We start from the raw sequence: 13,330 nt of genomic DNA, 5'->3' as shown, positions 1-13,330 counted from the left end.
TCATTTGTTGAATAAAGGTAGTGATGATCATGGCAACATTATTGAAAGAGATTCAATCCAAATATTCCTCTTTTTCTGAAAAGGAGCGAAGAATCGCTGACTATCTTCTTAAAGAGGCGAAGGAAGCATCACAAAGTCATATTCAAGAGATTGCCAAGAAAACGGACGTTTCCGTTGCTACGATTACTCGTTTTGCTAAAAAGGTGTCTTGTAGTAACTTTGTTGAACTAAAGGTTAAACTTGGACGTGTGTCCCATAGTCAATCAACTGTACAAGTAGATGATATTGTCCAACGTCAATATGAAGAAATGTTTTTAGATATGCAGGAACTATCTGGAAATAAATCACTAGCTAATGTGCTATCTATGATCGAAAATGCAGAGCGTGTATTTATCTATGGTTTAGGTAGCTCAGGTCTTGCTGCACAAGAATTAAATTACCGATTGAGCAGAATGGGGTTTACTTCTGAAGCTGTGACGGACCCACATCTAATGATTATTCGCAGTACATTGTTAAACAAGGGGGATTTAATTCTGGTTTTTTCCCGTTCAGGTCAAACGAAAGACTTGCTAACATCGGTGAAAAAGGCAAAAGAGCGTGAGGTCAACCTTGTCAGTTTTACAGCTTACGGAGAAACCCCTCTAACAAAGCTATCCAATGAAGTATTATGGACGATGCATCCTTTGCGGAACAGCTATATCTCAACAGGTCTAGATATGAGTGCTTTGTTTCTCATTGATCGAATAAATTTGCACTTATTAGAAGATCCAGATCGTAGAAAAACATATGAAGAAACGGTGCAGGTTATCAAGGCAACTGTACATGAATTTGACTAACCCTCTTGCTAAAAAGAGGGTTTTTTGTGCTAGTTTTATTTGTCATCATCAAAAGAATCAAAAAAAAGCCGTTGAGTAACAACAGCCCAAAAATCAAGTACGCTGAATCACAGAGGAAGAATAACTTTGAATCATCTTCTGCAAAGTCTTGTGTCCGTCTCTTAATTTAATCGTTTCTTCAATGATTCTTTGGAATCCTTCTAAGTCTTTATCTGATGCATTTAATACGGACTTTGGGATAACCTCGGCGATTTGTTGGATGCTTAAGTCCCTGCTCACGAACAACGACCACCTTTCCTATCGTTTGTCGGACTTGTGTTTTGTCCTCTTTATTAATTTTTCGAAAGGGTGGTATTCTCCTGCAAATAGACCCAAAAATTTATCTACATATGTCACCAGTATTTTTAAAGAATTTATGAAAATTTTACTCCATCTATCAAAGTACGACGGAAAACCCGAAGTCTAAGACATTTAAGCAGGTCTCTGTCTGATAATATGTCGAATACTATTAAGTCCCCAAGTGCATTAACTCACCAGGGGAGCAGTACCACCAAACGCCTCGATCATTCTCTACTCAAACTGAACCTGCCACTTCTCCGGTACAAACATCGGCTCTTTCCGACCTAATATATGTAACACCATCTGCGAAACTAAAGCCCCGGGTCCGAGTGCTTGTCCTACACTAATTGTAGGGATCGTTTTATTCTCAATCCATCCGGTAATCTTTTCTTCCGTTGCATAGCTTGGTAGATAACTAGTGTAGCTTGAGGCCGGAAAGGTAATTCCTCTTAGATCTTCAATTGTGCAAGTATCTGGGATGCCGATATACTCCTCTAACTTCATGCCAACAGGTGAAAATGCTAACACTGAAGCACCAAAGCCTAATGCAACAGCTGTAATGATATGTAATTCTTTCTCGCGTGCAGCACGATGAAGGGCAACAGCCTCTGGTAGACAAAAGTAATCAATTGCATCAATAACGTAATCTGCACCTTCTAAAAATTCTTCAACGTTTTCCTCGTTAACACCTCCATAATAGAGAACAACCTCTAACTCAGGGTTAATCGCTAACAGATGATCCCTTAATGCATCAACCTTTAGCATCCCAACCGAATTGAAAGTTGCTGCACATTGACGGTTAATATTAGAAACATCAAAGGTATCCGGATCAGCCAGCACTAGTTTACCAACGCCCATTCTTGCGAGCAGCTCGGCTGAAAATCCACCAATACATCCACATCCAGCAATGGCAACCGTCGTCCCATGCAACCTGTTAATATCTTCTTCTGACATAATTCCTAGGTTTCTCTTAAATTGTTCTTTTATCATTATCGTGTTACCTCCATTACTTGTTTTTCAGTAGTTGTTAAAAATTCATACAGCTTTGGTCGTTGTTCTTTGAATTGAATCAATCCTTCTGGGATACTCAACGCACATGGAATCGACACGGATCCCAAATAAACCTTTGGTACACCAATTTCTTTAAAAAGAGAGCTGAAAATTCGGTTAAGATATCTATAGACCCGCTCATCAATGCAAGCAACCCAATGTGTAATGCCATTCTGTATCGAATATTGAAAAATAGTCCGGATCAAATGAACGCCAACGTCATGAGTAGGTAGCTTTGTAAAAGCGCTCATTTCAACATATTTTTGCTTGTCTAATTTGATTAATCGTGCATAATCAATATCATAAATATCAAAATTCGCAAGCGTAGGAAGCTGATTGATTGGTTTAAAAATAAGGCGAATTACCCCAACCACTTGATCCGTGGCTCTCTCTTGTGCGACAAAATAGACGGAATCCTTCTCATACGGATCGACTTCACCCTCTGTGAAAAATCCTACTTCCTCATAGCGTGAACGGTGTAACTGAATTGCCGCCTCTCTAACTTTGTTTAATGCAATGCCAAAATGGTACTGATTCTTCTCTGCCATTTCAAACTCTCCTTTTTCTAGTAAAATGGTCCTTGCAATCTCTACTATATAAGGAGTTGTCGCAATGTGGCGAAAAATTTAGTGAAAATTCAATAAACCCAACGAATCATGTCAGAAAATGATACAATTTAAGTGAATTAGCTCATAGACTAGGGGATACAACACGATGGAAACAGAAAAAAAGCTCTATGAAGAATACCTTCATGAACACCGCTCTAAAGTAACGACCTATCTTTTCAGGATCAATGGCGTTTTTCTACTATTAAGCTGCACTTGGAACTTAGTGTTTCTGCTATGTGATTTACATTACTCAAGAGCCAATTTGCCGGTGCTAGTAATTTGTCTGGGGCTCCTAATTCTACTAGCAACAGCCATTCGTTATTTAAAACCACCAACAAAAATCAGCCAACACATTATGTTGACCTATTTTACTGGACTATTGATCGTGCTCTACTTCGAATCGGGATATAGTGAATCCTGGAGTTTCTTTCTCCTCTTACCACTTCTCGCAGGTATTTATGGAGAACGAAGACCATTAATTTATTATTCATTCCTTGGCTTGTGTGCGATGTCGTACTTAAGTTACCGTACACCCACCAGTACATATGTGCCAGACAACATCGATATATCGAACCGAATTTTAGTTTATCTTATCCTGGCAACATTTAGTTTTCTGCTGCTGAGAACTCTACATATTATTTATACAAAACAGGTCAACACGGCCATTCAATCAATGGAAACGACGATTGAAGAGGTTGTCAATAGTTTCATAGTATCAGTCGAGGCAAAAGATCAATACAGCTTCGGACACAGCGAGCGAGTTAGTAAATACGCAGTCGCTCTAGCAACGCAGCTACCAGACTACCCAAAGGAAGACTTACAAAGACTAAGATTAAGTGGCCTGCTTCATGATATCGGAAAAATTAACATACCAGAAAACATCCTTACTAAAACGGAAAAGCTAACAGACGAAGAATTCGAGGTAATAAAAACACATACAGTCGTCGGAGCTAGAATGGTCGAACGAATTGAAAGATTGCAAGCATTAAAGAGTGGTGTCCTCTACCATCATGAACGCTGGGACGGCAAGGGCTATCCTTCAAAACGAAGCGGAGAAGCCATTCCATTAGATGCAAGAATTCTAGCAGTAGCAGACGCATTCGACGCCATGACCTCGAGCCGCTCCTACCGAGCGGGGATGTCAATAGATGAGGCATTCAAAAGACTAGAAGAGGGAAGAGGTTCGCAATTTGATCCGAAGCTAATTGACGGGTTAGACTATGTGAAACTGGACTTTAAAAGAATTTATAAAGACTCTAATGATCCTATTAAGGAGTTTGAGATGTTAACAGACTTCTTTTAAAGAGCACGACTAAAAGAAGTAACACCATATAGTAAAGGTGTTACTTCTTTTTATAGTTCATAAATTAATGACTCTCAAAAGAAACCAAATCCGCAACAAGAATATACCGATCCGGCGCCGCTCCAATAAAATCAAACGGATAACAAGTCGAAACGGTCAAAGTTGCTTTCGGCTTAGGAACAATAACCGTCCGATCATCTTTATCGACGATCCGTACCTTTCTGACCTTATACGTAAATTCCCCTGCAGAAGTGCGAGTAATTAAAATATCGCCCTTCCCAACCTCACCAAGCTTACGAAAAACGGTATCGCGGTGTCCTGAAAGAACTGAGTTATCACTTTCTCCAGGCAAGACACTTCCTGCATAGTGTCCAACACCCTTTTCCAACTCATCTTCATCTGTGCCGTGATAGATGGGTAAAGAAGCTTCGAGCTTAGGGATAACAAGCTCGCCAATATCTTCTCCTTTTTTCGGGCGTATTGGATAAAGAAGTTCCTGATCTTGACCTTCCTTGTCAGCGACTTCCTCGTTAGATGCTGTGGAGTCTACTTGTGTTTTCTCTTCCACAGCATCAATCTGACCAGTCTTAAAGATCAGATACCCCTTCAAAAAGCTATACGCACTCGTGCCACTAAACCACAGGCCAAACACAATGAAACAGGTTGCTATTGAAAGAAGAACCAAACGCGTATTGCGCTTGCTTCTTCTTTTGTTTGCTCTTTTCTTCATGTATTAATACCCTTTTACTTTAATACGGCGAAATAACACAACACCAGCTAACGCAATAACAAAGCCAACTAAAGTGTTTGCAACATAATCAGAAGCTGTGTCAGGAAGCTTTCCACCTTTAACTGTTTTAACAGGTTTGCTTGTTGTTTTTTCTGTAACAATTTCTTCTGCTTGTTTAATATCTTTACCAGTTTCCTTTATTAAATCAGAGCCAATCATATCTGCTGTTAACAAAATATCAGCTAGGAAGTCACCTTGAGTGTTATAGACTTCCATTAACAAATCATAGCCTTCAGTTGTATCCATTGTCATAAGAGTTTGAAAAGATACAGGTTTCTTTTCATTATCATTTACGAGATAATACTTTGTTTCTAACTGAAACAAATGGAGCATTTCACTAAAAATATCTAAAAGCTCAGCTGTTTGTTCGGCAGAAAGTTCTTCAGCTGATTCAAATTCTTCAAATGCCATCATTCGATCACTTAACTCAAGCAGCTTATCAAGAAAAGCAGGATCTTCAAAATCTAATGTTTCAAGGTGAGCAAATAGAGATTCTAGCTCCTCTTCTGTTAAGCCAAGCTCTGTAAAAAGCGAGTCAATCTCATCAAGGTAGTCATCACCGTTTATATAAAAGTCTACTGCTAATTCAAGGTCTTCAATAAATTCATAGTCATCAAGAGAATCCTCGTTTTCAATTAAAAATTGCTCTAGTTCTTCAACTGATGCAAATCCGTAATCATCTAGAAGTGTTTGGAGATTGTCATCATCTATCGGAGTGCCCTCATAACCTACATCATTTAAATAGGAGTCAACATAAGAGTCTAGTTCTTCATTAAAGATAAGGTAAGTGCCATCTAAAACATCTTCACCTTCCTCAATGTCACCGTATTCAACTAAAAGTGCATTAAGTTCATCACGGGTTAATTCGTATTTTACTAATACAGACTGAACTCCTTCTTCCGAAAGAGGTGTTCCAAGCTCATCAATTGATTCAAAATAATCCAAAGGCCAATCTTTGCTTTCAAGATAATCAATGTAATCTTGCTTGTCCCATTCTATCTCAACCAAAAATTGGTCAAAGTCGGGGTCATTCGACTCAATAGCGAAAGACGAAACAGGTAATACGCTAAAGCTAAATACAACAGCCAATAAAAGTGTTAATAAGTACTTCATATCCTACCCCCATGGTCAAATTCTTTCTAATTTCTAGAATAGTATAATTCGGTAACTTGTTTTTGGATATAGGTATTTTTAACCTTAAAAAACCATTTTTTGAAAACAGTAAATTATTTCGTTCTATTAAGGGAAATCTTAGAGTCTATGGATTTCTAGCCTCATTGTATGTAAATCAAAAAGGCAACTTAATAATACTTTCTAATGATTCTACTAGTAGGTAGAGATCTTTGAAAACAACGTAAAGAAACACGGGCTTAAAAAGTAAACACCTTTAGTGTAAAACCAGGAGAAAGTGAACAACAAACAGGTCTCTCAATCGATATTACAACCGCTAGTGTTCAATACACACTAAAAGGTTCATATGTACATACGAAAGAGGAAAGCCACGCAGCAAATTATGGATTTATCATTCGTTACCCAAAAGGTTAAGAGAGCATCACGGGGTGTATATCCGAGCCTTGGTATATTCGTTGTGTTGGAGTAGAGCATGCGAAGTCTATGAAAAAGTAAAAGCTGGTGTTTGAAGAGTATAAATAAAATAATCCCAAAGAACTATAAAATATAAAGCGATTTCAGACGATAATAAACAAGGGATCGTTCGACAAAGGTCGACATCGTTACAAAACTTATATATAGAACCACATCAGGGGGAAATAAAATTGAGTCAGTGGATTACTCCAGAAGAAATGGAACGCAGAAGAGAAATGAAAAAGAAATTGGTAACATTCTCATTACCAGTAATAGCGATTATTTTTGCTGCAATCATCACAGTTTTAGCAAATAGTATGTAAGTCCTAAAGACCGTCTTGACACGGTTTTTTTTTATGGAATTATTTACACGACAAAAACTCACACTTTCTTTACAATTTCTTGCTATTATATTACAAGGAGACACAAACAGGTGTCGAAAGGTCAAAGAAGGGTTACCTTTTTTGTAAGAAAATGTAGAAATGTGCGTAGTCTCATATTATAATAGGCTATGTGTTTTTAAAATGACTAACAAAAGGTTCGACATAAAACAAAAGCGGAGGTCATCATGGAAGAAACAATCAGCTTGAAGGAGCTGTTTCAAACAATAAAGAAACGCCTTTCACTCATCATAATCATAACGGCACTTGCCACAGCAACAAGCGGAATTATTAGTTATTTTGTCCTAACGCCAATTTACCAGTCGTCGACGCAAATCTTGATAAACCAAGAAAAAAGTGATCAACAAGCATACAACCCTGCAGAAGTACAAACAAATCTCCAATTAATTAACACTTATAACGTTATTATTAAAAGTCCTGTTGTTTTGGACAAGGTGATTAGTGAATTGGGACTAGATATGTCTGTAGATGATTTAAATGAATCGATCTCAGTTTTAAGTGAGCAAGATTCTCAGGTCGTAAACATTTCTGTTCAAAATGCAAGTCCACAATTAGCGGCAGATATTGCTAATTCAGTAGCAAAAGTGTTCCAAAAAGAAATCGTAGAAATTATGAACGTCAACAACGTCAATATCCTTTCAGAAGCACAATTAGGAGAAGATCCTTCACCTGTCAAACCGAAACCTGCCTTAAATATGGCGATTGCGTTTGTGGTGGGGATGATGACAGCAGTAGGAGCAGCATTCTTACTTGAGTTCTTAGATAACACGATTAAAAATGAACAGGATATAGAGAAGCAATTAGGATTGCCTGTTTTAGGTGCAATTACACGTATAGATATGGAAACGGAAATGAAGGAGCAAGAAAATAACCCAATAGCTAACAGAACGCGAGGTGAGTCTCTTGGCTCGTAAGGATCGTAAACAGATTTTTCAATTACAAAGTAGAAGCTTAATCTCAATGACTAACCCGAAGTCTCCAATCTCAGAGCAATACCGTACAATTCGAACAAACATCCAGTTCTCAACGGTTGATGAGGAGATTCGTACAATGATCGTCACATCAGCAGGACCGGGAGAAGGAAAATCAACAACAACAGCTAACTTAGCGGCAGTTTTTGCACAACAAGGAAAAAGAGTTCTACTGATAGATGCAGACTTAAGAAAACCAACCGTTCATCTTACATTCCGTTCTGATAATCATGTTGGTTTAACAAACATCTTAACAAGAAAATCAACACTTGAGGATGCAGTAAGATTAACAGCGCAAGAAAACCTTTTTGTACTTTCAAGTGGACCAATTCCACCAAACCCGTCTGAGCTTCTTGGTTCAAAAGGAATGATGGCTTTTATTGAAGAGGCTAAAGAAACTTACGATATCATCATTCTGGATACACCTCCTGTACTTGCAGTAACAGATGCACAGGTATTGTCGAATTTAGTAGATGGAGTTGTCTTAGTTGTAAGTAGCGGAAAGACAGAGATAGATTCTGCTAAGAAAGCAAAAGAACTTTTAGATAATGCAAAAGCAAAAATATTAGGCTCTGTACTTAACAACAAAAAACAAGATGAATCAGCTCAATATTATTATTACGGGGGAAAATAGTCACATTTCGACAAAATACCCCCCTTTTCTTTGGCTAACTACCGTGTTACCATGAAAAATGTGTCAAATTATAGGTAAAAAGTTATATGTTTAATGCAAAAATAGATTTTGGAGGTGGAACGATTGATTGATATTCATAGTCACATTCTACCTGGTGTAGATGATGGAGCTCAGAGGTTAGTTGATTCAATCGATATGGCTAAAATGGCTGTTGAAGAAGGAATCACAAAGATCATCGCCACCCCCCATCATCAAAACGGAAAGTATACAAACAAAAAGGCAGACATCATTGAAAGAGTTGTAGAGCTTAACCACCAACTTCAAAAAGAGAATATAGCTTTAGAAGTTCTACCAGGTCAAGAAACACGCATTTACGGAGAAATACTCCAAGACTTGGAGAAAGATGATATTCTTCCTCTTAATCATTCAAACTACTTATTCGTCGAATTACCTTCTGGACATGTACCGAGATATACAGAGCAGTTATTATATGATATTCAGTTAAAAGGGTTGACTCCGATTATTGTTCATCCTGAGCGGAATGCAGAGGTTATGGAAAACTCAGACATATTATTTAACCTAGTTAATAAAGGTGCGCTTACTCAGGTTACGGCTGGGAGCTTGACTGGGCATTTTGGGAAGAAGATTCAGAAGTTTTCAATGCAGTTGGTTGAGGCGCAGTTGACACATTTTGTGGCTTCGGATGTGCATAATGTTTCGTCTAGGGCTTTTCGGTTGAGGGATTCTTATGCGAAGCTTCAAGCGGAGTTTGGTGGGCAGGCGGTTTATTATTTTCAGGAGAATGCGGAGTTGGTTGTGCAGGGGTTGACGGTTTATAGGGAGACGCCTGGGCGAGTGAAGAGGAAGAAGATTTTGGGGATTTTTTGATAAATTCCTTTGCTGAATTTTCATTATGACAATCTAAGGATTAATAATGCAGTTATATAATAGGAGAAAAACGATGAGTCACTTTAAAGATCTTCCCAAAACAATTCAGAAAACAGTTCGATACATCTATCAGGATGCACCTGCTGAAAAATTAATAGAGATTCAGAAACTATTAAATGATGTGATTGATAAAAGATTGAAAGATAAGATGAGTTAGTCTTTGTAGATATCTGATTAAAGAACACATAAAGTGTGATTTTTAATAAGATATTTATTTTTTGTAAAAATACTATGTAAAGAAGGGGTTAAGCTTGAGTTATTCAAAAAGAGTGTCATTGCTTATGACGCTGGATTCTCTTATTGTGATGTTTTCGATTTTTGTAGGATATTATATCCTACAGCCTTATTTTAGTACTTATACCCTTCAAATGTTAGTGATTAGTTCAATAACATTGCTTGTATGTCACCATGTATTTGCTTTTATTTATCGGCTATATCATAAGGCATGGGAGTATGCGAGTGTTGGTGAACTCGTTACGATCGTGAAGGCAGTTACTTATTCGATCGTAGCTACAGCCGGTGTTCAATTATTAATTAGTGGAAGTGCATTTATACGCGTTCTTGTCATAACGTGGCTCCTTCACATGTGTCTTATAGGCGGCTCTCGATTTTCTTGGAGAATTGTGAGAGATCGTTTTATAAAGTCAGAAGTAGTGAAGAAGAATGCGTTGATTGTTGGGGCAGGATCTGGAGGAACAATGCTAGTTCGCCAGTTGTTGAAGAACAATGATAGTGAGTTAAATCCAGTGGGTTTTGTAGATGATAATTTAACGAAACAAAAGCTCCAAATTTATGGGGTTACTGTATTAGGTAAGATAGAGGATATTCCTGAAATTGTGGAAAAAAATTCTATTGATCATATTATTATTGCGATTCCGTCGCTTAGTAAGTCAGAGATTCAGAGGATTTATCAAGAGTGTAGTAAAACAAAAGCACAGACGAAGATTATGCCGATGCTTGAGGATATTGTTACTGGGAAGGTTTCGGTTAATCAATTTCGTGATGTTCAGGTTGAGGATTTGCTTGGACGTGATCCGGTTGAGTTGGATATTCAGAGTATATCTAAGAAGCTTACTGGAAAGACGATTCTTGTTACTGGGGCCGGGGGGTCTATCGGGTCGGAGATTTGTCGGCAGGTGTGTAGGTTTAAGCCGAAGAAACTTTTGCTGCTTGGTCATGGAGAGAACTCAATTTATTCCATTGATATGGAGTTGAAAAATCATTATCAAGATGAATTTGAAATTATTCCAGTAATTGCGGATATACAAGATCGCCATAGAATATTTGATGTGATGGATGAGCATAACCCAGATGTTGTTTATCATGCTGCGGCTCATAAGCATGTGCCCTTGATGGAGTATAATCCGAAAGAGGCTGTGAAGAACAATGTGATTGGTACGAAGAATGTGGCGGAGGCGGCGGATACGTTTGGGGTGAGTACTTTCGTGCTTGTTTCTTCTGATAAGGCGGTAAATCCTACGAATGTGATGGGGTCTACGAAACGGATTGCTGAGATGGTGATTCAGGAGTTGGATAAGGAAAGTCGCACCAACTTCGTTGCTGTTAGGTTTGGGAATGTTTTAGGTAGTCGTGGGAGTGTTATTCCACTTTTTAAAAAGCAAATTCAAGAGGGTGGGCCGGTTACGGTTACTCATCCTGATATGACGAGGTATTTTATGACGATTCCGGAGGCTTCGCGATTAGTTATGCAGGCTGGAGCGCTTGCTCGTGGTGGAGAGATTTTTGTTTTGGATATGGGTGAGCCGGTTAGGATTGTGGATTTGGCGAAGAATCTTATAAGACTGTCTGGTTATACAGAAGAAGAAATTGGAATAAAGTATGCTGGGATTCGTCCTGGGGAGAAGATGTTTGAGGAGTTATTGGGCGAGAATGAGGTTCATGGGGAGGCTGTGTTTCCTAAGATATTTATTGGGAAGTCTGTGGAGTTTGATTATTCTACCGTGAATACTTTGATTGAGAATTATGATGGTTATGATATGGGATATATTAGGGATTACGTTTTGGGGTTAGCGAATAAGAATGAAGATATGTTAGTGAGAAATGTAAATTAATAGATGGGGTGAGTTAGATGCAAAAGGTGAGGAAAGCGATTATTCCTGCAGCTGGCTTGGGAACGAGGTTTTTGCTGGCGACGAAGGCGCAGCCGAAAGAGATGTTACCGATTGTGGATAAGCCTACTATTCAATATATTATTGAAGAGGCTGTTGCTTCAGGGATTGAAGATATTATTATTGTTACTGGTCGAGGGAAAAGAGCGATTGAGGATCATTTTGATAAGTCTTATGAGTTAGAGGAAACACTTGCTAAAAAGGGGAAGTTTGATCTGTTAGAGGAGATACAAGGGATTTCTAAGTTGGCGAATATTCATTATATACGTCAGAAGGAGCCGTTAGGATTGGGACATGCGATTGGGTGTGCTAGTCGGTTTATTGGGGATGAGCCATTTGCAGTGTTGCTTGGGGATGATATTGTTCATTCGCCTGGGAAGCCTTGTTTGAAGCAGTTGATTGATGTGTATGAGAGGTATGGTTCTTCTGTGATTGGGGTTCAGCAGGTGCCTGAGCAAGATGTTTCTAAGTATGGGGTGATTTCGATTGCCGCTGGAGAGATTGGTCGTAATGTATTTAATATTGATAATTTAGTTGAAAAGCCTAAGTTGGAAGATGCTCCTTCTAATTATGCGATTATGGGGCGTTATGTGTTAAAGCCTGAGATCTTCGATCTTCTTGAGAAGCAAAAGCCGGGGGCTGGTGGAGAGATTCAGTTGACGGATGGGATTAAGAAGTTGAATGGGATAGAGAGAGTAATGGCTTGTGAGTTTGAAGGGCAAAGATATGATGTTGGGGATAAGTTTGGGTTTATTAGGGCGACGGTGGAGTTTGCGTTGGAGAGGGAAGAGTTGAAGGGTGAGGTTTTGGAGTATTTGGGTGAGGTTTTGGGGAGAGAGGGAGTTGGGGTTTAGTAGATACTTAACTCTCTAGACCTTCGGTCTAGGTATGTATGTGTAAATATTTGTATTCGGTGATGTCTTCTTACCTGTATCAATGGGGGTACTCGGCTGGGCTGTGGGTGGTTTGCCTTAGACATTTGTTGTCGGTGGTTTGGTGTGAGGTGGGGTTGGATGCCCTCTATTTTTTTGTATAAATAGGCTTGGCTAGGAGGTGTGGAATGCTTCTTAGGAGGATAGTCAACGAGAGAAGAAATGAAAATGGATTAACTTTAATGGAAGTTTTAGTAGTTGTTGTTATTTTAGGAATAATTGCGGCTATCGCGGTTCCGTCTATACTTGGAATGATTGAAAAGGTGGAAGCGGATGTCTGTGCAGTAAATCGTTTGGAAGTAGAGCGGTTGTATGAGAGGGAGATAGTTTTGCATTCTAGCACGCATAGTGAAGTTTTATTTTCTGCGTTCATTCAAGAACATGTGTTAGAGCCCTGTCCTGTGGAAGGCGTGTATATGTATAAGGATGGAAATGTTGAGTGTAGTGAGCATGTTCATCACAGTGACAAGGAAGATGAGGGTGAAGAGGTTCCGTTTTTGTGATTGAGGTTTTGGGGTTGGAGTTAGGAGAGAAAGTTCTGGGGAGTACATCAATACTTTTGCCCTTTTTATTGAATGGTGAAGAGGAACTGACTATCGTAGTTAGATAGAATGCTAGAAACCTTGCGGGATAAGGGTTTTGGGCATTTTTAGTGAGTATAGTGAGAATTATAGATTGATTGAATGGTTTATATAATAGGAAGAAACTCGGTTAGAGTTGATAAAAAGAGAAATATCTATTTCGTATCTGCTTGATAGATTGAATAGATATTACGAGGTGGGTATCAGTAGTAGATGAGTTTAGT

15 protein-coding genes and 1 pseudogene are annotated in these 13,330 nt (G+C 38.7%); 11 read left to right on the top strand and 5 right to left on the bottom strand.

Annotation, left to right across the window (positions count from 1 at the left end; translation table 11 throughout):
• Nucleotides 1-29 precede the first annotated feature (29 nt).
• The gene (locus ACFFIX_RS12800; protein ID WP_378934484.1) at nucleotides 30-836 is read left to right on the top strand and encodes a MurR/RpiR family transcriptional regulator; all 807 of its coding nucleotides are present in this window, start codon (nucleotides 30-32) and stop codon (nucleotides 834-836) included.
• 93 nt (nucleotides 837-929) lie between these two features.
• Here ACFFIX_RS12800 and ACFFIX_RS12795 read toward each other — a convergent pair whose 3' ends face one another.
• From ACFFIX_RS12795 to ACFFIX_RS12785, 3 genes are all read right to left on the bottom strand, one after another.
• Nucleotides 930-1,115 carry a hypothetical protein gene (locus ACFFIX_RS12795; protein ID WP_378934483.1) on the bottom strand — a complete coding sequence of 62 codons (186 nt, stop codon included), beginning with the start codon at nucleotides 1,113-1,115 and terminating at the stop codon, nucleotides 930-932.
• 291 nt (nucleotides 1,116-1,406) lie between these two features.
• Nucleotides 1,407-2,165 carry a ThiF family adenylyltransferase gene (locus ACFFIX_RS12790; RefSeq protein ID WP_378934481.1) on the bottom strand — a complete coding sequence of 253 codons (759 nt, stop codon included), beginning with the start codon at nucleotides 2,163-2,165 and terminating at the stop codon, nucleotides 1,407-1,409.
• Nucleotides 2,165-2,773 (bottom strand): N-acyl amino acid synthase FeeM domain-containing protein, encoded by a 609-nt coding sequence (locus ACFFIX_RS12785; RefSeq protein WP_378934479.1) that lies wholly within the window; start codon nucleotides 2,771-2,773, stop codon nucleotides 2,165-2,167. Before ACFFIX_RS12785 ends, ACFFIX_RS12790 begins: the two co-directional genes overlap by 1 nt.
• Nucleotides 2,774-2,939: 166 nt before the next feature.
• Between ACFFIX_RS12785 and ACFFIX_RS12780 the strand changes: the two genes are divergently transcribed.
• Nucleotides 2,940-4,136: an HD-GYP domain-containing protein gene (locus ACFFIX_RS12780; RefSeq protein WP_378934477.1), complete on the top strand. Its 1,197-nt coding sequence runs from the start codon at nucleotides 2,940-2,942 to the stop codon at nucleotides 4,134-4,136.
• 64 nt (nucleotides 4,137-4,200) lie between these two features.
• Here the strand turns inward: ACFFIX_RS12780 and srtD are convergent, their stop codons facing one another.
• Together srtD and ACFFIX_RS12770 are read right to left on the bottom strand one after the other, a co-directional pair.
• Nucleotides 4,201-4,866, bottom strand: coding sequence for a class D sortase, LPxTATN-specific (gene srtD, locus ACFFIX_RS12775; protein WP_378934475.1), 666 nt, complete (start codon nucleotides 4,864-4,866; stop codon nucleotides 4,201-4,203).
• A gap of 3 nt (nucleotides 4,867-4,869) precedes the next feature.
• Entirely contained in the window at nucleotides 4,870-6,039 is a 1,170-nt protein-coding gene (locus ACFFIX_RS12770; RefSeq protein ID WP_378934473.1) for a processed acidic surface protein, read from the bottom strand.
• 276 nt (nucleotides 6,040-6,315) lie between these two features.
• On the opposite strand from ACFFIX_RS12770, the pseudogene ACFFIX_RS12765 reads away from it, so the two are divergent.
• The 9 genes and pseudogenes from ACFFIX_RS12765 to ACFFIX_RS12725 form a co-directional block, all read left to right on the top strand.
• Nucleotides 6,316-6,471, top strand: a pseudogene (locus tag ACFFIX_RS12765) (D-alanyl-D-alanine carboxypeptidase family protein); the annotation flags it as partial.
• Between the two features lie 230 nt (nucleotides 6,472-6,701).
• The gene (locus ACFFIX_RS12760; RefSeq protein ID WP_378934471.1) at nucleotides 6,702-6,833 is read left to right on the top strand and encodes a hypothetical protein; all 132 of its coding nucleotides are present in this window, start codon (nucleotides 6,702-6,704) and stop codon (nucleotides 6,831-6,833) included.
• Between the two features lie 245 nt (nucleotides 6,834-7,078).
• On the top strand, nucleotides 7,079-7,825 hold the full coding sequence (locus ACFFIX_RS12755) for a YveK family protein (RefSeq protein WP_378934469.1): 747 nt from the start codon (nucleotides 7,079-7,081) through the stop codon (nucleotides 7,823-7,825).
• Nucleotides 7,815-8,516, top strand: coding sequence for a CpsD/CapB family tyrosine-protein kinase (locus tag ACFFIX_RS12750; protein ID WP_378934467.1), 702 nt, complete (start codon nucleotides 7,815-7,817; stop codon nucleotides 8,514-8,516). Before ACFFIX_RS12755 ends, ACFFIX_RS12750 begins: the two co-directional genes overlap by 11 nt.
• Nucleotides 8,517-8,639: 123 nt before the next feature.
• Complete coding sequence (locus tag ACFFIX_RS12745; RefSeq protein WP_378934465.1) at nucleotides 8,640-9,404, top strand: tyrosine-protein phosphatase; 765 nt, start codon at nucleotides 8,640-8,642, stop codon at nucleotides 9,402-9,404.
• A gap of 73 nt (nucleotides 9,405-9,477) precedes the next feature.
• A complete protein-coding gene (locus ACFFIX_RS12740) occupies nucleotides 9,478-9,621 on the top strand; it encodes a hypothetical protein (RefSeq protein WP_378934463.1) in 144 nt (47 codons plus the stop codon).
• A 94-nt stretch (nucleotides 9,622-9,715) separates the two neighbouring features.
• Nucleotides 9,716-11,536: a polysaccharide biosynthesis protein gene (locus tag ACFFIX_RS12735; protein ID WP_378934461.1), complete on the top strand. Its 1,821-nt coding sequence runs from the start codon at nucleotides 9,716-9,718 to the stop codon at nucleotides 11,534-11,536.
• A 17-nt stretch (nucleotides 11,537-11,553) separates the two neighbouring features.
• On the top strand, nucleotides 11,554-12,447 hold the full coding sequence (galU, locus tag ACFFIX_RS12730) for a UTP--glucose-1-phosphate uridylyltransferase GalU (RefSeq protein ID WP_378934459.1): 894 nt from the start codon (nucleotides 11,554-11,556) through the stop codon (nucleotides 12,445-12,447).
• A gap of 206 nt (nucleotides 12,448-12,653) precedes the next feature.
• Nucleotides 12,654-13,028 carry a prepilin-type N-terminal cleavage/methylation domain-containing protein gene (locus ACFFIX_RS12725; RefSeq protein ID WP_378934457.1) on the top strand — a complete coding sequence of 125 codons (375 nt, stop codon included), beginning with the start codon at nucleotides 12,654-12,656 and terminating at the stop codon, nucleotides 13,026-13,028.
• Nucleotides 13,029-13,330 lie beyond the last annotated feature (302 nt).

The sequence above is a fragment of the Metabacillus herbersteinensis genome, from assembly GCF_042433335.1.
In the GTDB taxonomy this organism is placed as follows: domain Bacteria; phylum Bacillota; class Bacilli; order Bacillales; family Bacillaceae; genus Metabacillus; species Metabacillus herbersteinensis.
This window is presented reverse-complemented; position numbering and strand designations above follow the sequence as displayed.